The 21,834-nt window shown below is 70.9% G+C and carries 26 protein-coding genes; 12 read left to right on the forward strand and 14 right to left on the reverse strand.

Features of this window, described 5'->3' with window-relative positions; translation table 11 throughout:
* Together H0488_RS11325 and H0488_RS11330 are read right to left on the reverse strand one after the other, a co-directional pair.
* Positions 1-386: hypothetical protein (locus H0488_RS11325; RefSeq protein ID WP_183099382.1), on the reverse strand; the 386-nt coding region annotated here is incomplete at its 3' end.
* Positions 387-506: 120 nt separating this feature from the next.
* Complete coding sequence (locus H0488_RS11330; protein ID WP_183099383.1) at positions 507-950, reverse strand: hypothetical protein; 444 nt, start codon at positions 948-950, stop codon at positions 507-509.
* A 136-nt stretch (positions 951-1,086) separates the two neighbouring features.
* Between H0488_RS11330 and H0488_RS11335 the strand changes: the two genes are divergently transcribed.
* Entirely contained in the window at positions 1,087-1,581 is a 495-nt protein-coding gene (locus H0488_RS11335) for a nucleoside deaminase (RefSeq protein WP_183099384.1), read from the forward strand.
* 14 nt (positions 1,582-1,595) lie between these two features.
* Here the strand turns inward: H0488_RS11335 and H0488_RS11340 are convergent, their stop codons facing one another.
* Genes H0488_RS11340 through H0488_RS11370 form a run of 7 tightly spaced genes read right to left on the reverse strand, consistent with a single transcriptional unit; the run spans position 1,596 to position 7,282 of the window.
* On the reverse strand, positions 1,596-2,957 hold the full coding sequence (locus H0488_RS11340; protein WP_183099385.1) for a class I adenylate-forming enzyme family protein: 1,362 nt from the start codon (positions 2,955-2,957) through the stop codon (positions 1,596-1,598).
* Between the two features lie 9 nt (positions 2,958-2,966).
* Entirely contained in the window at positions 2,967-3,806 is an 840-nt protein-coding gene (locus tag H0488_RS11345; protein WP_183099386.1) for a class I SAM-dependent methyltransferase, read from the reverse strand.
* An 8-nt stretch (positions 3,807-3,814) separates the two neighbouring features.
* Positions 3,815-4,555, reverse strand: coding sequence for a 3-oxoacyl-ACP reductase FabG (gene fabG, locus H0488_RS11350; RefSeq protein WP_183099387.1), 741 nt, complete (start codon positions 4,553-4,555; stop codon positions 3,815-3,817).
* The gene (locus H0488_RS11355) at positions 4,552-4,809 is read right to left on the reverse strand and encodes an acyl carrier protein (protein ID WP_183099388.1); all 258 of its coding nucleotides are present in this window, start codon (positions 4,807-4,809) and stop codon (positions 4,552-4,554) included. Before H0488_RS11355 ends, fabG begins: the two co-directional genes overlap by 4 nt.
* A gap of 39 nt (positions 4,810-4,848) precedes the next feature.
* Positions 4,849-5,529: an acyltransferase gene (locus H0488_RS11360; RefSeq protein ID WP_183099389.1), complete on the reverse strand. Its 681-nt coding sequence runs from the start codon at positions 5,527-5,529 to the stop codon at positions 4,849-4,851.
* A gap of 44 nt (positions 5,530-5,573) precedes the next feature.
* Positions 5,574-6,323 carry a class I SAM-dependent methyltransferase gene (locus H0488_RS11365; protein ID WP_183099390.1) on the reverse strand — a complete coding sequence of 250 codons (750 nt, stop codon included), beginning with the start codon at positions 6,321-6,323 and terminating at the stop codon, positions 5,574-5,576.
* Positions 6,320-7,282, reverse strand: coding sequence for a hypothetical protein (locus H0488_RS11370; RefSeq protein ID WP_183099391.1), 963 nt, complete (start codon positions 7,280-7,282; stop codon positions 6,320-6,322). Before H0488_RS11370 ends, H0488_RS11365 begins: the two co-directional genes overlap by 4 nt.
* Positions 7,283-7,498: 216 nt before the next feature.
* Between H0488_RS11370 and H0488_RS11375 the strand changes: the two genes are divergently transcribed.
* Both H0488_RS11375 and H0488_RS11380 read left to right on the forward strand, forming a co-directional pair.
* Complete coding sequence (locus H0488_RS11375; RefSeq protein ID WP_183099392.1) at positions 7,499-8,527, forward strand: hypothetical protein; 1,029 nt, start codon at positions 7,499-7,501, stop codon at positions 8,525-8,527.
* Positions 8,528-8,590: 63 nt separating this feature from the next.
* Positions 8,591-8,848 (forward strand): phosphopantetheine-binding protein, encoded by a 258-nt coding sequence (locus H0488_RS11380; protein WP_183099393.1) that lies wholly within the window; start codon positions 8,591-8,593, stop codon positions 8,846-8,848.
* A gap of 28 nt (positions 8,849-8,876) precedes the next feature.
* On the opposite strand, the gene H0488_RS11385 is transcribed toward H0488_RS11380, so the two are convergent.
* A complete protein-coding gene (locus H0488_RS11385) occupies positions 8,877-9,242 on the reverse strand; it encodes a hypothetical protein (RefSeq protein WP_183099394.1) in 366 nt (121 codons plus the stop codon).
* Positions 9,243-9,280: 38 nt separating this feature from the next.
* On the opposite strand from H0488_RS11385, the gene H0488_RS11390 reads away from it, so the two are divergent.
* Positions 9,281-10,108 (forward strand): MATE family efflux transporter, encoded by an 828-nt coding sequence (locus H0488_RS11390; RefSeq protein ID WP_183099395.1) that lies wholly within the window; start codon positions 9,281-9,283, stop codon positions 10,106-10,108.
* The gene (locus H0488_RS11395; protein WP_183099396.1) at positions 10,098-10,931 is read left to right on the forward strand and encodes a sulfotransferase domain-containing protein; all 834 of its coding nucleotides are present in this window, start codon (positions 10,098-10,100) and stop codon (positions 10,929-10,931) included. Before H0488_RS11390 ends, H0488_RS11395 begins: the two co-directional genes overlap by 11 nt.
* Before the next feature lie 15 nt (positions 10,932-10,946).
* Here the strand turns inward: H0488_RS11395 and H0488_RS24095 are convergent, their stop codons facing one another.
* A complete protein-coding gene (locus H0488_RS24095) occupies positions 10,947-11,801 on the reverse strand; it encodes a sulfotransferase domain-containing protein (RefSeq protein WP_183099397.1) in 855 nt (284 codons plus the stop codon).
* Entirely contained in the window at positions 11,798-12,871 is a 1,074-nt protein-coding gene (locus tag H0488_RS11405; protein ID WP_183099398.1) for a putative sugar O-methyltransferase, read from the reverse strand. The genes H0488_RS24095 and H0488_RS11405 overlap by 4 nt, the downstream gene beginning before the upstream one ends.
* A 73-nt stretch (positions 12,872-12,944) precedes the next feature.
* Between H0488_RS11405 and H0488_RS11410 the strand changes: the two genes are divergently transcribed.
* Genes H0488_RS11410 through H0488_RS11420 form a run of 3 tightly spaced genes read left to right on the forward strand, consistent with a single transcriptional unit; the run spans position 12,945 to position 16,197 of the window.
* Positions 12,945-13,970: a glycosyltransferase family 2 protein gene (locus H0488_RS11410; protein ID WP_183099399.1), complete on the forward strand. Its 1,026-nt coding sequence runs from the start codon at positions 12,945-12,947 to the stop codon at positions 13,968-13,970.
* A 2-nt stretch (positions 13,971-13,972) separates the two neighbouring features.
* Positions 13,973-14,992: a glycosyltransferase family 2 protein gene (locus H0488_RS11415; protein WP_183099400.1), complete on the forward strand. Its 1,020-nt coding sequence runs from the start codon at positions 13,973-13,975 to the stop codon at positions 14,990-14,992.
* The gene (locus H0488_RS11420; RefSeq protein ID WP_183099401.1) at positions 14,989-16,197 is read left to right on the forward strand and encodes a glycosyltransferase family 61 protein; all 1,209 of its coding nucleotides are present in this window, start codon (positions 14,989-14,991) and stop codon (positions 16,195-16,197) included. Before H0488_RS11415 ends, H0488_RS11420 begins: the two co-directional genes overlap by 4 nt.
* A gap of 20 nt (positions 16,198-16,217) precedes the next feature.
* On the opposite strand, the gene H0488_RS11425 is transcribed toward H0488_RS11420, so the two are convergent.
* Both H0488_RS11425 and H0488_RS11430 read right to left on the reverse strand, forming a co-directional pair.
* A complete protein-coding gene (locus tag H0488_RS11425) occupies positions 16,218-16,829 on the reverse strand; it encodes a serine O-acetyltransferase (protein WP_183099402.1) in 612 nt (203 codons plus the stop codon).
* A gap of 9 nt (positions 16,830-16,838) precedes the next feature.
* Positions 16,839-18,344 carry a tyrosine-protein kinase domain-containing protein gene (locus H0488_RS11430; RefSeq protein ID WP_183099403.1) on the reverse strand — a complete coding sequence of 502 codons (1,506 nt, stop codon included), beginning with the start codon at positions 18,342-18,344 and terminating at the stop codon, positions 16,839-16,841.
* A gap of 215 nt (positions 18,345-18,559) precedes the next feature.
* On the opposite strand from H0488_RS11430, the gene H0488_RS11435 reads away from it, so the two are divergent.
* The 4 genes from H0488_RS11435 (at position 18,560) to H0488_RS11445 (ending at position 21,799) form a co-directional block, all read left to right on the forward strand.
* A complete protein-coding gene (locus H0488_RS11435; RefSeq protein WP_220794484.1) occupies positions 18,560-20,320 on the forward strand; it encodes a DUF4012 domain-containing protein in 1,761 nt (586 codons plus the stop codon).
* Between the two features lie 82 nt (positions 20,321-20,402).
* Positions 20,403-20,480, forward strand: coding sequence for a putative leader peptide (locus tag H0488_RS25260; RefSeq protein ID WP_376768467.1), 78 nt, complete (start codon positions 20,403-20,405; stop codon positions 20,478-20,480).
* 157 nt (positions 20,481-20,637) lie between these two features.
* A complete protein-coding gene (locus tag H0488_RS11440) occupies positions 20,638-21,498 on the forward strand; it encodes a sulfurtransferase (RefSeq protein ID WP_183099405.1) in 861 nt (286 codons plus the stop codon).
* 4 nt (positions 21,499-21,502) lie between these two features.
* Positions 21,503-21,799 carry a DUF1416 domain-containing protein gene (locus tag H0488_RS11445; RefSeq protein ID WP_183099406.1) on the forward strand — a complete coding sequence of 99 codons (297 nt, stop codon included), beginning with the start codon at positions 21,503-21,505 and terminating at the stop codon, positions 21,797-21,799.
* Positions 21,800-21,834 lie beyond the last annotated feature (35 nt).

The following is a 21,834-nucleotide window of genomic DNA, read 5'->3' on the forward strand; positions in this document are numbered from 1 at the left end:
ATCCGCAGCACCACCGGCGCGGCCGTCAGCGCGCCCGCGGGCAGCACGACGGTCGCGGAGTGGAAGGCGCGCAGGTCGCCGGCGGCGCCCTGGACGGTGTCACTGGCCGCCGGCAGGGTCGGGTAGGCGCCGACGTGGTCGGCGCCCCACCGCTCCTGGGCCTCGAACATCCAGCGACCCACGGAGTGGGCGACCGTCGGCTGGAGGTCCTCCGAGAGCACGACCAGCTCGGTCGGCTCGACGCCCAGCTGGGAGGCGGCGTACTCGTAGGGGGTGGGCTCCTTGGGCTCGCGCCGCTGGAACTCGCGATCGATGGCGCTCGCCAGCAGCCGGAGGGCAGGCTCCGGCGCCTCCGTGAGGAGGTCGATCGCTTCGATGTCGTTCATGTTCACCACCCTTCGGGCTAGCAGGAGAGGACCGTACGGCGGGCCGCCGACGGATCCGGGCACAGCCGCCTAGTGTGCGGCCGCCGACCCGGCGATCCCTAGCGAGTTTCCGCGGGGCGCCTATCCGCCGCTGGTGACGACGAAGTAGGTCCTCCGGTCCCTGCAGGCGGCAGGCACCGCGGCTTCGTCCAGGGTCGCGACGTCGGCCTCTCCGCCCCCGAACTCGACGACCCGGCCGAGCCCGTAGTCCTCGCCCGCTAGTCGCAGTCGCCGGTCGTCCGCATCCCAGCGGGGCTCGTCGCCCGACAGGAACACGGGCACGACCACTCTTGTGCCGGTACGCACGACAAGACATCCGCCGGACAACCTGAGCGAGCCGTTCAGGGCCGCGAAGTGGCCCCCGTCGGCGCGACCTCCCGCGACGACGGGAAAGGACGCACGCCGGGAGTCCGCGTCGCCGGGATAGGAGCAGGCGCACGAGTCGTCAGCGCACCCGCTGATGCCGACGCCGGTGCCCGCCACGGCCAACACCGTCGCCAGTGACCGCCGGACGAACGCCTTCACCCATCGAAGGTAGGGCGAGGGCGCCGCGGTGGCGCCACCCGAGATCGAATCGTGACGGGCCCGCGGACGGGGGCGCGGGGCACCGGGTTCCGACGCCTGCTCGACGTGGGCGTCGATCTCTGGTTCGGTCGGGGCGATGAGGGCGAATGATCACGGCAAGCACCTGGAGCGCTGTGTCGAGCTGGCGCGGGAGGCGCTCGACGACGGCGACGATCCCTTCGGCTCGGTACTGGTGGACGACGCGGGGAAGGTGGTGGCCGAGGCTCGCAACCGGGAGGTGAGCCGGGCGGACCCGACCGCCCACCCCGAGCTCGAGCTCGCCCAGTGGGCGTGGCGGAACCTCGACGCTCGGGCGCGGGCGGGCGCAACGGTCTACACCTCCGGGGAGCACTGCCCGATGTGTGCCGCGGCGCACGGATGGGTCGGACTGGGCGCGATCGTCTTCGCGGCCTCGTCGGCTCAGCTGTCCGGGTGGCGCGCGTCGTGGGGACTGCCGTCATCCCCGGTCGCGCCACTGCCGCTCTCCGTCGTCCTGCCCGGCACGCACGTCACCGGGCCGGTGGAGCCGTACGACGGAGTGCTGTTCGGGCTCCACCTGGAGGCGGCCGACCGGCGTCGGTCAACCGGCTGAGATCGGACAGGCCGTCAGTCGGTGGCTGCGCCGCCGCGGACGACCTTGTTCTCCTTCATCGCCAGCTCCTCGACGACCTGGATGCTCCGGGGCTGCCAGGGGCGCGGCAGGTCGGCGCAGGCCTCGCGGATGCTGGCCTTGAGCGCCTGCTCGTCCACCCCGTCGTCGACCACCACGTCGACGGCGACGACCGCGCCGACCAGGGCGTTCACACGGCCGTAGACGCGGGCGACCTTGACGCCGGGTACGGCGGACACGCGCTCCTCGACCGGCAGCGGGTGCACCTTGACCCCGCCGACGTTGATCACGTCGGTCTTGCGGCCGCGGAAGACGATCCGGTCGCCGACGACCTCGACGAGGTCACCGGTCGGCCACCACTCGTCGGCGGGACGGTCGTCCTCGCCGTGGTAGCCGAGCATCGAGGCCGACGAGCGCACCCACAGCTCGTCGTCGACGATCTTGAGGCTGACGTCGGCGTCGTCCCGGACCTCGAGCAGGTCGGCGGGAAGGCCGTCGGTGCCGTCGCGCACCGAGCCGGTCGAGCCGAACTCGGAGCCGGCATAGATGTGGGAGAGCCGCGCGGACGGCCAGGTGGCCCGCAGCTCCTCGAGCAGCGAGCCGGGCGCAGCCTCCCCGCCGAGGGTGATCTGCCTCAGGTCGGGGACGGGGCGCGGGTCGGCGCGGAACTCGGCGAGCATGAACCGCCAGAACGTCGGCGTCGCGCTGATGTGGTCGACTCCGTGGTCGTGGATCAGCTCGAGGACCGCCTGCGGTCGCCGTACCGAGGGCGCGACCAGGGTCGCGGCCGTGCCGAGCACGTGGATCAGCACCTGCAGCCCGGCGAACTGGTTGGGGCCGTAGGCCAGCAACCAGACCTGGCCGGAGCCGTCGCGGGCCTGCTCCATCCGGGCGAGCTGGCGCGACCAGTCGTGCCGGACCCCCTTCGGCGTGCCGGTGCTGCCGGTGGTGAGGACCATCAGCGGCCGCCGCTCAGGGAGTACGTCGAGCGGAGGGCCGTCCTTCAGCAGCGACGCGGGTCGCACCACGCTCACCTCGGGCTCACCGAGGTCGTCGCGGTCGGACACGACCACCGGGTGCGCGAAGGCGGCGGCCTGGCGGTCCATCTCCTCGGGGGTGATGTCGGGCGCGTAGACGCACGCCTCGGCACCGACCAGCGAGGAGGCGGCGAGCAGTGCCACCACCCGCGGGATGTCGTTGGACGCGATCGCGAACCGGTCGATGCCGGCGTCCCGAAGTCCGTGCGCCAGCGACTCGGCCTCGCTCGCCAGCCCGGCGAAGGTCCACTCGCCGCTCTCGGCGATCATGGCGACCGCCTCGGCGTCGCGTGCGGCCGCCCGGCGGAGCAACTCGATCACGGCGACGGCCTAGGACGCAGCGGGCTTGGAAGCGGCGATCAGGCCGTAGCCGAACGTGCCGTCGCGCCAGAGCGACTCGAGGATGTCGGCGCTGCGCACGAACGCGGCGTGGCCGTGCTCGCCCAGCGCGTCGACGACGGCGTCGCGGTGCTGGTCGGCGTTCGCGCGCCACGCCTCGAACGTCGGCAACGTGGCCGCGGTGAGGTCGTCGGCCTGCTCGACGGTCAGCCCCGCGGACTCGAACCACTGCACGTAGTCCGCCAGCGGCTCCATCCGCGCATCGCCGAACGCCTCACGCAGCGTCGCGAACTCCTCGCGGCGCTCGCGCACCTCGAGGAAGGGGATGGTCCGGTGCCGCACGATGTCGCACCACACCAGGCGGCCGCCCGGCTTGAGCACCCGGGTGGCCTCGGAGACCAGCGCCTGGCGGTCGCGCATCAGGTGCGACGACTCCAGGATCCACACCCGGTCGAAGCTCTCGTCGGGAAAGCCGTTGGCGGTCGCGTCGCGCAGCTCGAACGACGAGCGGCCGGTGAGCCCGGCCGCCTCGGTCAGCTCCCGAGCCGTCTCCACGCCCACCGGGCTGGTCGTGATGCCGACGGTCTCGACGTCGTACGTCGACGCGAGGAACCTGCTCTGGGCGCCGATGCCGCAGCCGACGTCGAGCAGCCGGAGGCCGGGCTCGAGCTGGCCGCCCGCCGCCATCCGCTCGGTCAGCCGGTGGGTGGCGACGTCGAGCTCTTCGTCGGGGGACTCGAAGACGCCGTAGTGCAGCTCCGCTCCGAGCAGGAGACCCCACGCGTGGGTGACCCGGTCGTAGTGGTCGGCGGGCTCGTAGGACTCGGTCACGTCGCTCCTCAGCACGTCAGGCCGCCGTCGACGACCAGGACCTGGCCGGTGAGCCAGTTGTTGCGCTCGTCGACGAGGAACTGGATCGCGCGGGCGATGTCGTCGGGCTCGCCCAGCCGACCGGCGGGAGTGCGCCGGACGATCTGGTTGAGCTGGGCGTCGTCGAGGCCGTGGCTCATCTCGGTCTTGAGGTAGCCGGAGGCCACGCTGTTGACCGTGATCTTCCGCGACCCCAGCTCACGGGCCAGCGACCGGGTGAAGCCGTCGAGGGCGGCCTTCGTGGCGCTGTAGACGGTCAGGCCCCGGTAGCCGGTGAGGCCGACGATCGACGAGATGTTCACGATGCTTCCGCCGCCGTGGCTCAGCATGTTGCGGACGACCCGCTTGGTGATGTGGATCGTCGCCTTCAGGTTGAGGTCGATGACCGTGTCCGAGTCCTCGTCGGAGAACAGCGCGAGGATGCCGTCGCGCGCCACCCCTGCGTTGTTGACCAGGACGTCGATCGTGCCCCACTTGTCGACGACCGCCTGGACGAACGCCGTCGACTGGTCACGATCGGCGATGTCGGCCTCGATGAAGAGGAAGCGATCGGCGTACGCAGGGTCCGACTCCCACTCCTTGACCTGCGGCGTGGTCGAGCGGGAGCACGACGCGACCCGGTCACCCGAGTCGAGGAAGGACTGGACGATCCCGGCGCCGAGACCCCGGCTGCCGCCCGTCACGATGATGGTGCGTGGCGATGAGCTCATGAGGCGGCCGCGCCCTCGCCGGCGCCGTAGAAGGCCACGATCTCTGCCACGGTCTCCGGCATCAGTCCCGCAGCGAACGGGTCGGAGCCGAACTCGTCCTCGAGGATCGCGGACAGCTCGGCGGTCTCCAACGAGTCGAGGCTGAGGCCGTCGCCGTGGATCACGGAGTCGAGCGTGACGACCACGCCGCTCTTGTCGCTCCGCTCGAGCAGCTGCTCGATCACGGTCAGCACCGTGGTCTGCACGTCGTTCATTACTGGGGAGCCTCCATCGCAGAATTGGGCGCGAAACTATCAGAACGTGTTCTGGCCGCCGTACCGGCGTCGGTTGTACACCCAGTCCGAGATCTGGATGGCCGAGAGGCGCCGGGCAGGCACCCCGCCGTACAGGCTTCCGCCGGCCAGCTCCTGCCGCGTCCACAGCGTCGAGCCGGCCGCCAGCAACGCACCCTCGCCGATGACGGTGCCCGGCAGCATGGTGCACGAGGTCGACACCACCGCGCCGCGCTTGAGCTCGACCGGTTCGAGGATCATGCCGCCCTCGTGGGGATCGAACGCGTGGGTGAGGACCGTGCTCCGGAGGCCGGTGAGCCAGGTCTCGTCGGCCATCAGCAGGCCGCCTCCGCAGTCGAGGAAGTGGAAGCTCATGACGTGGGAGTGCGCTCCCATCCGGAGCGTCCGCCGGATGCCGCGCTCGTCGTCGGGGAGCCCCGGCTCCAGTCCGGAGCCGCCGAGGATCCAGTTGAACATCACGATCCGCGACCCCAGGCCCATCTGCACCCGGGCGAGGAAGCGGAACGCGTTGAAGTTGCCGATCGTGACGCCCTCGGCCAGCTCGAAGCGGCCGACCTTCTGCACGAAGCAGATGCCGATCCGTGCGGTGGGGTGGATCTGGTGGCCGAGCAGGTTCAGGAGCCTGATCTTGAGCCCGCTGGAAGGCAGCAGGAAGGCGATCATGGTGAGGAGCTGGCGCACGGCGGGGATGCTATCTGCAATCGGGTCGGCGCCGGGCCGAACGCTCAACCGCGCAGCTGGCGCAGCGACGCTAGGGTCCGGCGGGCAGCGCCCGTCGTGCGGGGCGAGAGCAGGGCCCGGGTCCTGACGTCGACCTTGCCGCGGTGGAAGAGATGCCAGTTGGAGCCGTTGCTGGTCAGCTCGTAGCCGAGGTGCCCGGCGAGGATCCGCAGGGAGTCGACGGTGTGGAACGTGATGTGCTGGCCGACCGCCGGCATGTAGTACCACCACTCGCCCACCCGCGGAGCGGGGTCGGGCAGGGTCTCGGTCGTGAAGAGCAGCCGGTCGGTGCGCTCCGCCACGCCCTTGAGCTCGGTGCGCGGGTCGAAGAGGTGCTCCATCACCTCGAACGCCGTGATCAGGTCGTAGCGGCCCTCGCCGGTGTCCTGGTAGTCGCGGGCGAAGACCGGCGTGGCGAAGTCGTCGTGGTGCCAGGTGTCGTAGCCCTTGTCGCGCATCAGCTGGGTGAACACGCCGTAGCCGCCCGCCCAGTCGAGGAAGCGCCCGCCCTTGAGGCCCTCGAACGCGATGACCGTCGACGCCAGCCGCTGGTAGCGCCGCGCGCGGCGGAGCAGTCCGGCGTCCGCGTCGTGGATCGCGCTGGTGTAGGCCTCCTCGAGCCAGGGTGTCTCGCGGGTCGCGACCAGTCCGCAGGCGTCGCAGCGGTGGTAGGTGGCGTCGTACGAGGCGAGCACGACGGCCGCGTCGAAGTACGACATCGTCGAGTCGCACACCGGGCAGGTCGGCGCCGTCATGCGCGTCCTCCGTAGGGTCCGGGGAGGGCGGCCGCGAGGGCGTCGGCGATCTTGACCCGACCGGCGTAGGTGAAGTGCTCGGTCGCGTTCTGGGGGTCGTCCCAGTCGTCCTCCTCGACGAGCCCGGGATCGACGATCCTCAGTGAGTCGCCGGCCCCGGCGAGAAGGGCGTCGCGCGTCAGCGCCCAGTTGGCCATCACCTGGTCGCGGAACTCGCCCGGGAAGAGCAGCTCGCCGCGTTCCATCGGCGGTGCACACCAGTAGAGCGCAGCCGGTACGCCGTACTCCTTGATCCGCCTGCCGAGCCGGACGAGGTCCTGGAGTCCCGGGTGGGTCTCGTCGAACAGCTCGCCGTGGAAGTAGTCGAAGAGGACCCGCTCGAGCTCGACGGGCCACGGCTGCGGCCCGACGCCCTTCACGTGGGCGCGGAAGTCGCCGATCGTCTTGGTCCCGCCCCAGCGGGTGGTGACCTTGAGCTCCTCGAAGGCGGCGTACCTCTCCGGCGTCGGGTCGTTGCCGCGGCCGAGCGCGCGGATCCGGTGTCGGGCGTCCTTCGTCCCCGCCAGCGCCGCCCGCGTGCCGGGGTAGTTGTAGATCGGGTGCTCGGTGACGTGCTTCATCGTGTTGGTGCGGATCGCGTTCGAGATCACCAACGCCTTCGGGCGGTTGGGCAGCGTGCTGAGCACGCGCAGGATCTCGTCGTGGAGGTAGGCGCCGTAGCCCGGCCCCGCGACCGTCGCGACCCGCGCACCGCCCATCTGTCGGGAGATCAGCGTCGGCATGAAGGTGCGGTCGGTGTCGCGGACCGAGTAGCTCGAGACACTGCTGTCGCTGACGATGAGCACGTCGACCTCGTCGCGCAGCAACCTCCGCCGGACCGCTTCGAGCTGCTTGAGCTCCTGGTTGACCCAGCGGTTGCGGAAGGTGCGCGCGCGGGCGCGGAGCTCGGCCGGGGACACCTCTACCACCTCTGCAGAACGGTTCTCGGCGGGGCTGACGGCGCTCCCGCGGCGCCGAATCTAGCGCACCGTCGGCGGTCACCGGGCCGGTATGCCCGACCCTGGGTCGGTCCGACGTCGCGCTCGTGTGGTGCGCGAGCAGTGGGACTTCTCGGCGCGGTCGCCGGTCGCTCACCTATCCTCCAGGCAAAGGTCATCGACAGTGGGAGACGACACGTGGGTCAACGCAGGTCCGCCAAGGTCCGCGCATCCAACTTCGCCGCCGGCCTCAAGGCCGTCTACATCCGGAAGCGGAACCAGCGTGGTGGTGACCCCGAGCTGCGCCAGCTGAACGCGCTGCGCAAGGCCTACAGCACACCCGACGGCCCGGAGCTGTTGATCTTCGGCGACTCGGCCATGTGGTGGACCAACAGCGCCGACACCCGGCGTCAGCCGCTCCCCAAGCTGGTGATGGAGGGGCTCGGGAACGACTGGCGCCACGAGGCGATCCTCGGCCCGCTCTACGGCCCGCGGCTCGTCGGCGCGTTCCTCACTGCTCTCGACCATGCCGTCTCCCGCCCCGAGATGGTCGTCGTGCCCCTCGCGGTCCGCACGGCGACGAGCCTGTCGCTCCAGCACCCGAGCTTCTCCCACGAGCTGGAGTCGGCAGCGATCCGGGACATCATCGCCCGGGGGGCGACCGAGACCCACGGACTCCCGCGGCCGCCGGCGGATGCGCTCGAGGACTACGACCGGCTGCCCGCCCCCAGCCTGTACGGCGCCCGCCGGACCGTCGGAGAGCTGCGGCTGATCATCAGCGCCACCCCCGAGACCGCCTGGCAGAAGGCGGTCCGGTTGCGGCACCTCCTCGACTACTACAACGCCGAGAAGCTGACGCCCGAGAGCCCAGGCATCAAGCTGATCGCGGACCTCGGGCGGCAGCTGGCCGATCGGGACCTGGCGTCCGTCGCCTACATCCCGCCGGTCAACCATCCGCTCCTGAAGGGGATGCTGGGTGCCGAGGCGGTCGAGCACCTGGCGGGCAACGCACGGCTGATCGAGCAGACGTTCGTGGAAGCCACCGACGGCCGAGGGCGAGTGGCCAACGCGGTGATGGCCTGTGGCCGCGAGCACTTCGGCGACCCGGTGCACGTGAACTACGAGGGGCGGAGCATCCTGGCCTCGGCGATCGTCGACGCGGTTCGCGAGGTTCGGGGCGCGCGGGGCGGGAAGCCGGACCCGGCCGACAAGATCAACGAGGCGTGACCTAGCCTCAGCGCTGACGTTGTCATCGGGGACTGGTACAGCGACCACCTGAATGGAGCATCAATGAGTTCTGCCGACCGCGTCCGGGGCACGATTCGCTCGTTCCTCAAGCGCCAGAACAGCAACGGCGCCGACCTCGACGTCGACGTCGACGGTGTCGACGCCGACACCCGCCTGTTCGGAGAGGGGCTCGGTCTCGACTCGCTCCAGACCGCCGAGCTCTCCGTGATGCTCGAGGACGAGATCGGTCGGGACCCCTTCAGCGAGGGAGCGCTTCCGCAGACCGTCGGCGAGATCATCGACTTCTACGAGCCGTCCTAGGGCGCTCGGCTCACAGGCCGGTGTCGCGTCACCGCCGCATGACTGAGCGCCGTTCACGGTCGGGGAGGGCCGGGCTGACCACGGTCAGCCAGATCCTGTCGAGCATCAGCAACCTCGGCGCGGTGATCTTCGCCGCGCACAGCCTCACGCCGGCTGACTTCGGCTGGTTCAGCCTGGTGCTGATGGTGTACTCGGTCGGGCTCGGCATCGTGCACTCGCTGATCTCGGTGCCGGCCGTGGCGCACCCCGACGAAGCCGACGCCCACCCCTGGCGGATCCTCGGCAGCGCGCTGACGGTGACGACGTGGGGAGCGATCCCCTGCATCGGCGGCGCGCTGCTCGCGATGGCCGCCGGCTCGCCCCTCGGCACGGCGCTCCTGGCGCTCGCGATCACCGCGCCGCTCCTGTTGTNCCTTCGCGCGGGCCGATCCGTTGGGCGCCCTCGTCCTCGACGCGCTCTGGCTCGGACTGTGGATCGCTGCGGTCGCCGTGTGCCTGTCCCAGGACTGGACCAGCCTCTTCACGATCACCCTGACCTGGGCGGGTTCCGGGGCGTTGGCGGCCCTCTACGTCCTCGCCCAGTACGGCTGGCCCGACGAGCGGCCGTCGCTCGCCTGGCTCCGCGGCCGCTGGGGCTTCTCCTGGCGCTCCCTGGTCGGCAACGTGTCGGCGACCAGCGGTGCTCTCGTGGGCTCCTTGGCGGTAGCGCTGGTCAGCACTCCGATCAGCGTCGCCGCCATCCGCGCGTCGATGCTGTTGCGGCGGCCCAGTCAGCTCATGCAGTCGGCGATCTCGACCTCGGTGGCCAACGACGTGGCGCGCGAGGAGTCAGGCCTCGGGGCGATCAAGCGCCACCAGCGCCGGGCGATGCTGATGTCGTCAGGGGCCGGCGTCCTCAACCTCGCGATCGTGGTCTGGCTGCCGGACCCCGCCGGCCGCCTCGTCCTCGGTGAGGTGTGGGCGCTGATCGACCCGCTCCGGCTGCCGGTCGGTCTGGCGATCGTGGCCTATGCCTCGCAGGCCGGAGTCCGCGCGGCGCTGCTCGGCAAGCGCCAGATCCAGACCATCATGTTCGCCGAGATCAGCGGCACCATCGTCACGATCGTCGCCCTCGTCATCGGCGCGATCATCGACGACGCCGCGGGAGCGCTCTGGGGCCTGGTCGTCGGCACGACGTTCATCAGCCTCACCTGGTGGGTGCTCTTCGTCCGCTACCTGCGGTCGACCCCCGTCGTCCTGGAGAGCAACCATGCGTCGTAGCCCGCGCAACATCGCCTTCTGGGCGACCACCCCGATCCGCCGGGCGACGGCACCGCTGCGGTCCACCGCCGACATCATCATCTGCGGCGCCCAGAAGTCCGGCACGACGTACCTCGCCGAGCTGCTGGCTTCGCAGCCGGGCTTCTACGAGCCGCCGATCAAGGAGATCTTCTTCTTCAACGGCTTCTGGGGCAGAGGTACGTCGTGGTACGCCTCCCACTTCCAGCTGCGGACCTCGAAGGCGCTCCAGATCGACGCGAGCCCGAACTACATGATCCACGGCGCCGTGCCCTCGCGGATCCGGGAGGTGAACCCCGACGCCCGGGTCGTCTTCGTGCTGCGCGACCCGGTCGCGCGGGCGTACTCCCACTTCCAGCACAACCTCCGCTCCGGGTGGGAGAAGCTCGACTTCCCGGCGGCGCTGGCGGCCGAGGAGGGCCGGATCGCGGCGGACCTCGAGGCCATGGAGCGCGACCCGGACGAGATCGGGATCACCTTCGGTCTCTACTCCTACCGCAGCCGCGGGCTCTACGCCCGCTACCTGGAGCGGTTCTACGACGTGATCCCGCGCGAGCAGGTCCTCGTGCTCGACTCGGAGAAGGTCTTCGCCAACGACCCGGCCGAGTGCGCGCTCCTCGAGGGCTTCCTCGGCCGACCCGTCACCTTCGACGTGAACACAGCAGTCAGGACCAATGCGGGCAAGTACGCCCGCGAGGCGAGCGACACCGACAAGGAGCTCCGGGAGTTCTTCGAGCCGTGGGACGCGCGGCTGGTGGAGATCACGGGCCGACGATTCAGCTGGATGGACCAGCCCGCCACCTGACCGCCGGGCGGATCGTCAGAGGGACCGGAACCAGGTCCGGTCGTCGGCGTAGCCGAACTCGACCAGCTCGTCGCCGGCGTACGAGTCGAAGACCTCGCCCGCCTCGCGCGTGAAGTGGTTGCGCCAGTCGCCCGACGTGCCCTTGCGCCGGAAGGCCCGGCGGTCCTCCTCGCCCGTGCGGCGGCCGGCGCTGTTGGAGAAGTCGTGGCGCTGCACCGCGAGCTCGACCAGGTCGCGCCGCGGCTCCTCGCCGGTGGCGACCTGGAGCGCCTGGACCATCTCCTCGACCGGGTCGGCGAGCAGGCCCTCGAAGGTCACGTGGCCGACGTGCGGACGGTCCCACCAGTCGCGGACGTGGACGTGCCACGGGATGCCGATCGTGGTCGGCGCGACGGTCATCTGGTACTCGACGAACTTCGGCAGGTTGCCCTGCACGTCGGCCGGGTCGAAGCCCGGCCCGTAGAGCTTGTCGAAGATCTCCCGGACGCCGCGGGAGAACCGCGGGTTCTTGTTCATCTGGGTCGCCCGGGTCCAGTAGAAGTAGAACGACGTCATCACGTCGCGCCCGTCGCGGCGGATGTAGATCGCGTGCGGGAACCGCTCGTCGTAGGTGTAGTGCGAGTGCACCACGGCCTTGAACATGATCGGCAGCTGGTAGTCGACCGGCACCGGCAGGCCGAGCGTGGTCCCCATCAGCTCACAGAGCCAGTTGGTGCCCGACTTGGGGAAGCCGACGCCCATCCACATGCCCAGCGACTCACCCCGGCGGGCGAGGATCCGGTGCGTCGTCGCTGCCGAGTAGCGCCGCAGTCTCTCCTCGACCCACAGCGTGGTTCTGGAGCGCTCGTCGTCGCCGACGACCTTCGTCACTTAGCGGAGCTCCGGCGGAACAGGTGGAACGTGTCGTGGAGGTCGATCAGCGCGCGCAGCTCGTCGTTCTCGAAGACCGGCCGCTCGTCGACCTGCACGTAGCCCGCCGCGCGGACCAGCGGCGCGAAGTCCTTCATGCTGCCGTCGAGCTCGGTGCTGAGCAGCTGGTGCGGGGTGTTCGGCACGATCAGCAGCCAGTCGATGTTGCGCTCCGCGATCCGGTCGAGCCACCAGCCGATGGCCTCCATCGAGCACTCGGAGAACGAGTGGATGTTGACCGCGATGTCGTAGTCGTCGGCGAGCGTCTCGTACTCCGGCAGCGGGACGACGCGCACCGAGTCGGGGACCTGGCGGTACTTCAGGTAGTAGTCGCACAGGAAGGTCGAGGTGGCCACACCGTCGATGCAGTCGTAGGCCTCCAGGTTCGGCAGCGCGGCGGAGACCCGGTGCGCCATCCGGCCGTAGCCCGCGCCGATGTCGAGGATCTTCAGCGAGTCGATGCTGCTCAGGCCCATCTGCGCGTCGAGGTAGCTGATCTCGTTGACGCTGTCGAGCAGGTCGCGGCTGACCGGCGGCCGGTTGCCGTAGGTGAAGGTCCAGGCGCCGAACTTGCCGTCCTCCTCGAGGCGCTTGAGCAGGCCGAGGCGGTCGCGCGACTCGACGTCGAGCAGGGTGAGGTACATCCGCGCCTCGGCCGCGTTGCGCAGCTGGCGGAACTGCCACACGTAGGCGTTGTCGCCGCGGAACCAGGCGAGCGAGAGGTTGCGCTTGAGGAACGACTGGCGCCACTGGGTGTGCGCGGTCGCGGCGACGTCGAGGGAGTCGTACGCCGCCTGCAGCTCGACCAGCTTCGGGTTGTCGGTGCGCAGGGTCTCCGCCGCCCCCGGGGGCAGCGGGACCTCGTCGTTGTGGGAGACCCGCGCGTACCGCCGGGCCTCGTCGTCCATCTTCGTCACCAGGTAGCCCCCGCGGGCAGCCACGGACTTGGCCTGGCGCTTCGCCCAGGAGCGGAGGAGGGACGGGTTGGCGCGCTTCAGCTTGGCGACGAGCTGGCTGTCAGAGGAGGGCACAGTGGGCAACCTTAATAGCGCGAGGGCCAGTCTGCTGGAATAGCCCATGACCTGACCGGAAGGACTCCGCTCCGTGCTCTCGACGCCCGTCGTGCTGATCGCGTTCAACCGTCCCCAGCTGGCCCGGCGGACGCTGGCGGCGATCCGGGAGGCCGCCCCCGCCCGGCTCTTCCTCGTGGCCGACGGTCCGCGTGCGGACCGCCCGGACGACGCGGCCCTGTGCGCCGAGACCCGCGCGGTGTTCGACGAGGTGGACTGGCCGTGCCAGGTCGAGCGGCGCTTCTCCGACGTCAACCTCGGCGTCGAGGGCAACGTCGAGCTCGGGCTCGACTGGGTCTTCGAGCAGGTGCCGGAGGCGCTGGTCTTCGAGGACGACTGCACGCCCGACCCGACCTTCTTCCCGTTCGCGGAGGAGCTGCTCGACCGCTACCGCGACGACCAACGGGTGTGGCAGATCTCCGGCAACCGGCACGGCGTCCCGCGCAAGCTCTACCAGGGCGACAGCTACGCCTTCAGCACCTGGGCGAGCGTGTGGGGCTGGGCGACCTGGGCCGACCGCTGGCAGCGGCACCGCGCGGTGTTCCCCCGCGACCACGTACGCCGGTCCGCGACCGATGCCGGGGACGCGCCCACCCGCACCGTGCCCGCCGTACCGGCGCCGGGGACGCTGGTGACCCGGGCCGGGCAGCGCCACTTCGCCGAGGCCGCCCGGTCCTCCGACGTCGTCACCCACGGCTGGGACAAGCACTGGTGGATCACGATCATGTCGGAGGGCGGTCTGGCGATCGCCCCGTCGGGCAACCTCGTGGTCAACAGCGGGTTCGGTGAGGACGCCACCCACGGCTACTCGCCGGGACGTGAGGACGACCCGGCCGAGCCGATGGAGTTCCCCCTGCGCCACCCCGCCGAGGTCGCCCTCAACGTCGAGGTCGAGCGTGAGCTGGAGCTGCACCTCAACCGGGTCGGAGGGCCGGCCGCCCAGCTCGCCCGCAAGGTGATCAAGTCACCTAGACTGCGCCGCGCCGCTCGGGCGGCGGTCAACAGTCGTCCCGCGAAGGGTGCCGCGCGGGTTGCTTCCCGGATGGCCCAGAGGAGCTGAGCGTGCAGACACCGGTCGTCCTGATCGCGTTCCGGCGGCCGGACGTCACCCGCCGCAACCTCGACGTGCTGCGGCAGGTGCGACCCGAGCAGCTGTTCGTCGTCGCGGACGGTCCGCGCCCGGGCCGACCCGACGAGGCCCGCCAGTGCGAGGCCGTGCGCGAGCTGATCGACGCCATCGACTGGCCGGTCAAGGTCGAGCGCAAGCTCGCCGAGCGCAACCTCGGGCTCGAGGCCAACGTGGAGCTCGGTCTCGACTGGGTGTTCTCCCAGGTGGACCGCGCGATCGTGCTCGAGGACGACTGCATCCCCGACCCGTCCTTCTTCCGGTACGCCGACGAGCTGCTCGAGCGGTACGCCGCCGACCAGCGGGTCTGGCAGATCGGTGGCGACACGCACCTGGTGCCGAAGGAGATGTTCGGCGGCTACAGCTACGGCTTCAGCACCTGGGCCAGCGTGTGGGGCTGGGCGACCTGGGCCGACCGCTGGCACTCCCACCGGGCCGAGTTCAACCGTGACCACGCCGGCGCCGAGGACCGGGTCGACGAGGTCCCGCGCACCGCGCCCGCCCAGCGCACCCACGTCGCCGTACCCCATCCGGACGCGCTGGTCACCGAGGCCGCCCGCAAGCACTTCACGTTCGTCTCGACCGAGCCCGACGGCGACCGCTACGGCTGGGACCACCACTGGTGGGTCACGATCATGTCCCGCCAGGGGCTGTCGGTCATGCCGTGCGTCAACCTGGTCGAGCACGACGGCTACGGCGAGGGGGCGACCCACACCCGGGCGGCGAAGAACCCCGAGCCGGCGCTGTCGCTCGAGTTCCCGCTGTCCCACCCGCCGGCGGTCGAGCTCAACCGCGAGATCGAGGGCGAGCTGGAGCTGGTCCTGCTCCGCACCGACGGCCGGCTGTCGCGCTTCGCCCGGCGGCTGATCCGGCCGCTGTGGCTGCGCGCCCTGGTCCGGCGGTTCATCGAGATCCCGATCGTGTGGCGGGTGGTACGTCGGCTGGTGGGCCAGTGAGCCGACTGCCGGCCCGGCTCCAGCCTGCGTGGCCGCTGCTCAAGCGAGCGCACCGACTCCTGTCCGTGCTGGCCGGGGTCCTGTTCCGGCCGTTCGGCCGGCTGCTCGGCGACCGCGGGCTCCCGCGGACGGCGACCGTGGCCTCTGCCGAGACGGCTGCCCGCGAGCCCGGCGCGGTCACCCTGCACCCCGGCGGCCAGGCCGAGATCATCACCCGCGGCCCGGCCGAGGGCGACCCGCCCCGGCACTGGGTCTTCGAGCGCGGCCGCCGCGCCGAGGTCCCGGCCCGCTACGTGCTCGACGTCCGCGACGGCCGGCTGGTCGGCGACTTCGCCGCGACCGTCACGCCCGGCGGGATCCTCGACTACCAGACCAGCGGCTACTTCGGGCTGGCCGGCTGGCGTGAGCACCCGGTCTTCCTCACGCCCCGGCTCCCCGAGGTCGACCGCATCGACGGCACCGTGCTCAGCCTCGCCGCCCGCGGGACGGCGGGCAACTACTACCACTTCCTCTACGACGCGGTCGCCCGCTACGGCATCTTCGAGGAGACCCTTCCCGGCGAACGCGTCGACGCGGTCGTGGTGCCCCACCAGAGCGGCTACCAGCGCCAGATCCTGGAGCTGGCCGGCATCCCCGGGCCGTACGTCCAGCCGCGGGCGGACCGCACGATCCGGGCCGACCGGCTGCTGGTCCCGAGCACGCCCAACCAGGACCTCGACGCGCCGCGGTCGGCCACCGACTGGCTCCGCAAGCGGCTCCCCCCGAGCGGTCGCACCGGCACCCCGACCCGGCTCTACCTCTCGCGCGGACAGCAGCCCGGCGGCCGGCGCTACCTCCAGGAGCCGGAGCTCTGGCCACGCCTCGAGCGCCGGGGCTTCGTGATGCTCGACCCCGGCACCCTCAGCGTGCAGGAGCAGATCGACGTCTTCCACGGCGCCGAGGTGATCGTCGCGCCGCACGGCGCGGCGCTGACCAACATCACGTGGAGCCAGCCGGGCGTCCGGGTCCTGGAGATGTTCGCCGGCACCTACGTGCACCTGGGCCTCTGGACGATCGCGGAGGCCATCGGCGGCGTGCACTACCGCTACCTCGTCGGCGCCGGGTCCTGGCCGGAGGGCAAGGAGATGACCGGCATCGTCGACGACGTCGACATCCCCGTCGAGAAGGTCGAGGCCGCCCTCGAGGAGCTCCTCGCCGCCCACTGACGGGGATCACTGAGCGGGGATCACTCGGCCGGTGCCGCGATGGCGCGGCTGGGGTCGTCCTCGTAGGGCACCAACCGGCGCACCAGCCGGGCAGGCGCTCCGGCGACGACGACGTTGTCGGGAACGTCGCCCCGCACCACGGAGTTGGCGCCGACGACCGACCCGTCACCGACCCTGAGCGAGCCGAGGATCACCGCGTGGGCGCCCAGCGTGACGTGGTCGCCGAGCACCGGGAACTCGTAGTCGCCCCTGCTGCCGCGACCCGGCTCGCCCAGGACCACGCCCGGGTTGATCCGGCAGTCCACCCCGGCGCGGACGCCGCCGCCGATCACGACCCCGTTGGAGTGCACCAGCGCGAGCCCGGGACCGAACCGGGCGTCGGGGTGGATCTCCGCGCCGGCCCAGACGAGCCCGATCGAGCGGAGGAGCAACGAGACCGGCCGCAGCGGCGTGTGCGCGAGCGCGGACGCGAAGCGGTAGAGGATCACGGCGTGGACCTGGGGCGCGAACAGCGCCTTGCCGGCGACCCACAGCCAGAAGCCCAGGCCGGTGCGGCCCGTCCGGTCGACGTTCGCCCGCAGGTCCGCCTCGATCAGGCCGCGGAGGCCGAGGGGCTTCGCAGTAGTGGCCACGACTCCGCCCTACGCCGGGGGAGCCTTGTGGCTGCCGTTGTCGTCGTCCGGCTTGGGTGCCTTGGCGGGCTTGGCCGCCCTGCGGCCACCGCCGTTGGACGACCGGGTCTTGCGGCTGCGCGCCTCCTTGGCGGGCGCGGCGCTGCGACGCGGGTTGTCCTTCGTCGGGGACGTCTCTTCGTAGTAGTAGTAGTAATAGCTGCCGATGGCGCGCTTGGCGACCATGTTGACCACCACGCCGTACAGCCGACCGCCGACCTGGCTGACCCGGTTGACCGCGTCGGTGACCTGGTCGCGGGTGGTCTGGCCGTGCCGGACGACGAGGATCGCGCCGTCGGACAGGGTCGTGAGCACCGAGGCGTCGGCCACCGGCAGCAGCGGCGGCGCGTCGATGATGATCATGTCGTAGGACTGGCGCAGCCGGCGGATCAGGTCGTGGGTCACCCGCGACTGCAGGATCTCGGTCGGGTTCGGCGGCTTCGCGCCGCTCGCGAGCACGTGGAGACCGCTCGGCTCGTGGACCTGGATCGCATCCTCGATCTGCGCCTTGCCGACCAGCGCGGTGGTGAGACCGATCGCCGGGTCGACGCCCAGCGAGCTCGCCACCCGGGGGCGGCGGAGGTCGGCGTCGATGATCAGCACGGTGCGCCCGGTCTGGGCGAGCGCGATCGCCAGGTTGGTCGAGGTCATCGTCTTGCCCTCGCCGGGGACGGCGCTGGTGACCACGAGCACGCGGGCCCGCTGGTCCAGGTCGATGAACTGCAGGTTGGTGCGCAGCAGGCGGAAGGCCTCGGTGCGGGGGGCGAACGCGCCGAGGTCGGTCAGGAGCGGTGCGCCCCGGATGTCGCCGTCGAAGCCGATGCTGGCGAGGACCGGGGCGTCGGTGACCTCCCCGATGTGCTCCGCGGTGCGGACGGTGCGGTCGAGCAGCTCGCGGGAGACCGCCAGCGTCAGGCCGAGGAGGAGACCGATCAGGGCGCCGGCGATGATGTTGAGGACCAGGTCGGGGTCGACCGGGTCGGCGTTGTACTCCGGAGCGTCGGTGACCCGCACGAAGATCTGCGAGTCGGAGCTGCTGCCCGCGGTCTCGAGCTCCTCGGTGTAGGCCTGGAACTCGCTGGTCACGACGTCGGCGATGACCTGCGCCCGGCGCGGGTCGGTGTCGGTGACGGTGATCGTGATCAGCGACGTCTCCTCGACCACCTCCGAGGAGATGTGGTCCGAGAGCTCGGCCGGCGTCATGTCGAGGTCGAGCACGTCGATGACCCGCTCGGCCAGCTCGGAGCTGTGGGCGAGGTCGGCGTACGACTGGGCGCGCGAGTTGAGGAAGAAGGACGCGGCGTAGGCGTCCGTGGCGTTGCTGACGTCGACGGCGAGGAACACCTTGGCCGTCGACTGGTACGTCGGGGTGATCGCCAAGGAGACGCCGGTGCTGACCCCGATCCCGAGGAGGAAGACCGCCACGACGCTGCGCCACCGCCGACGCAGCACCAGCAAGAACTGCTTTAACTCCACGGCACCTCAATCGTCGATGACAGGCTGCGTACGCAAAGGGAAGAACGCGGCGACCGATCTTCGGTCACGCCGGTCCCTCCCGACGACGGGCATCCTACGAGATCGCCCGTCTCCGCCGTCATCCGCTGCGCGCCGCGGGTGGCATGCTGTGCCTCGTGTCTCCCGTGGTCCGCCGTCGCAGTCGTCCACGCGGGTGGCGTTCGGCGGTCTCCTGGGTGCGCGAGCGGCGGTCCCGCGGGATCGCCCTCGGGGCAGTGGCGGTGCTCATCCTGTTCGTCGGGTGGACCGCGTGGAACGCCTGGTCGGCCGCACGCGATCTCAAGGAGGTCGAGCGCAGCGCGCTCCTGCTGCGCCAGGAGCTGGAGCAGGGCGACGCCGACGGCGCCCGCCGCGCGCTGGAGGACTACCAGGACCACACCCGCTCCGCGGAGGGCCGCACCGACGGCCCGACCTGGTGGCTGCTCGAGAGGGTGCCGGTGCTGGGGGACGACGCAGAGGCGGTCGCCGTCGCGGCGTCGGTGCTCGCCGACCTCGGCGACGAGGGCATCCCGGAGCTGGTCGACGCCGCCGACCTGATCGCCGCCCGCTCGTTCAACCCGTCCGACCACACCTTCCCGCTCGACACCATCGCGTCCGTGCGCGAGCCGGCGCGTGACAGCGAGCAGGCGTTCGACGACGCAGCGGCCGTGCTCGCGGACGTCGACGAGAGCGCGTTGGGTGGTCCCGTCGCGACCCGGTTCATCGAGCTGCGCGACATCGTCCTGACCGCGCGCTCGACCCTCGGCAGCGCCTACCGCGCTGCCGAGCTGATGCCGAGCCTGCTCGGGGCGGAGGGCCGGCGCGACCACCTGCTGGTCTTCGAGAACAACGCCGAGCTGCGCAGCCTCGGCGGCCTGGCCGGCTCGATCTCCCAGATCCGGGCCGACGACGGCAAGGTCCGCATCGTCCAGCAGGAGGGCACGTCGCAGTACGGCGCCCTGGAGCGCCCGGTCGTCCCGCTCACGGCCAGTGAGGAACGGGTGTTCGGCGACACCCTCGGACAGTGGTTCATGAACGCCAGCCTGACCCCCGACGTCCCCCGCGCGTCGTACCTCGCCAGCCAGCGCTGGCAGCGCGAGCTCGGGGGAGACGTCGACGGCGTCTTCTTCGTCGACCCGGTCGCGGTGTCCTACCTCCTCACCGCCACCGGCGCGGTCAACGTGCCGGGCTACGGCGTGGTGACGTCGGCCGACGTGGTTTCGAAGGTCGAGAACCAGATCTACCTGACCGCGGAGGACCGGGCCGCGCAGGAGGACTACCAGAACGCCGTGGCCGAAGCGGTGTTCAACACGTTCGCCGCCGGGCGCGGCAACCCGGTCGACGTGATCCGGATGCTCGGCACCGCCGTCGCGGAGGGCCGGATCCGGATGCACAGCTTCGTCGAGGCCGAGCAGCAGCAGATCGCAGGCACCGAGATCGCGGGCGAGCTCTCGGCGGACGACGACGAGGCCCAGGTCGGGATCTACCTCAACGACGCGCTCGAGTCGAAGATGACCTACTACCTCCAGTACGACGCCGACGTGGTCGCGCGGTCGTGCTCCGGCTACTCCCAGGAGGTCGCGGGGTCGATCCGGCTCGCCAACACCGCGTCGGAGAGTGTCGAGCTGCCGCCGTCGGTCACCGGCATCTTCCCGGGCGGACGGTTCGCGGACGAGGTCGAGCCGGGCCAGCAGCGCGTCGCGGTCTACCTGATGGCGCCGGAGGGTGGGCAGATCGACGAGCTGTCCCTCGACGACCGGGCGTTCGACCCGGTCGTGACCGAGAACTACGAAGGTCGACCGGTGGCGCAGGTCGTCACGCTCCTCGACCCCGGCGAGACCCAGCACATCGACTTCCAGCTGCGCACCGGCCCTGGCCAGACCGGCGCGATCGAGCTCGACGTGACGCCCGGCGCGTTCCCCGGGTCGTCGGCGGCCACCGTCCGCAGCGCCTGCTGACGCGTCCCATTATGTGGACACGCGTCTCATGATCCGGGATGGCGAATAGGCCGGCGCCCGGCATCGCCGTACTCTGGCGGACATGTCGACGATCTGGCTGACCAAGCGACGCGCAGTGGACAACTGCCGCGTCAGCTCGGCGCTGTGTCGAATGCGCTGAGCGGGGTCTGTTTCCCGGCGGTTTCCGTCCGCCACAGCTGACACCCGGCGCACCCTCTCTTGGCACGTCGTGCCGGTTGCGCCCGCGACTTCCCGCGTCGTTCTGGGTCAGCACTTGTTCGCCTGCCGCTAGAACCGATCAAAGGAACACATCAGATATGAGCCGCGAGAACTCCCTCGTCTCCGCCCAGTGGGTGGAGGAGAACCTCGACAACCCGAAGGTGGTGCTCGTCGAGGTCGACGAGGACACCACCGCCTACGACAAGGGCCACATCAAGGGCGCCATCAAGCTCGACTGGACCACCGACCTGCAGGACCAGGTGCGCCGCGACTTCGTGAACAAGGCCCAGTTCGAGGCGCTGCTGTCCGAGCGGGGCGTCGCCAACGACGACACCGTCGTGCTGTACGGCGGCAACAACAACTGGTTCGCGGCCTACGCGTACTGGTACTTCAAGCTCTACGGCCACCAGGACGTGAAGCTGCTCGACGGCGGCCGCAAGAAGTGGGAGCTCGACTCCCGCGAGCTCGTCGCCGAGCTGCCCGACCGGGCCGCGACGTCGTACTCCGCCCAGGAGCAGGACGCCTCGATCCGCGCGTTCCGCGACGAGGTCGTGGCGGCCATCGGCACCCAGAACCTGGTCGACGTCCGCTCGCCCGACGAGTTCGCCGGTCGGCTCCTCGCCCCGGCCCACCTCCCGCAGGAGCAGGCCCAGCGTGCCGGTCACATCCCGACCGCCGCCAGCGTCCCGTGGAGCAAGGCTGCCAACGACGACGGCACCTTCAAGTCCGACGACGAGCTCAAGGACATCTACACCGAGGCCGGCGTCGACTGGAACAAGGACACCATCGCCTACTGCCGCATCGGTGAGCGCTCGAGCCACACCTGGTTCGTGCTCAAGGAGATCCTCGGCCAGGAGAACGTCAAGAACTACGACGGCTCGTGGACCGAGTACGGCTCCCTCGTGGGCGTTCCGATCGCCCTCGGCGACGAGCCCGGCTCTGTCGACGGGGGGCGCTGACCCGATGTGCGGAGCAACTGAGGGTGGCCTGTCGCTCGACGGGATCAACACCAAGATCGAGGCGATCGTCCAGGGTCAGGTGACCAAGGACGGCGAGCCCGTCAGCACCGGCTACGTCCGGCTGCTCGACCGGACCGGCGAGTTCACTGCGGAGGTCCCGGTGTCCGCCACCGGCCACTTCCGCTTCTTCGCCGGCGATGGCTCCTGGACGCTGCGCACCCTGGTGCCCGGGGCCGACCCGGTCGACCGCACGGTGCAGGCAGCGGTCGGCAGCATCGCCGAGGTCGAGATCGCAGTCTGAGCGCCGATGAGCTCGACAGCGGCGGCCGCTGGAAT

The organism is Nocardioides pelophilus, assembly GCF_014180685.1.
Classification (GTDB): domain Bacteria; phylum Actinomycetota; class Actinomycetes; order Propionibacteriales; family Nocardioidaceae; genus Nocardioides; species Nocardioides pelophilus.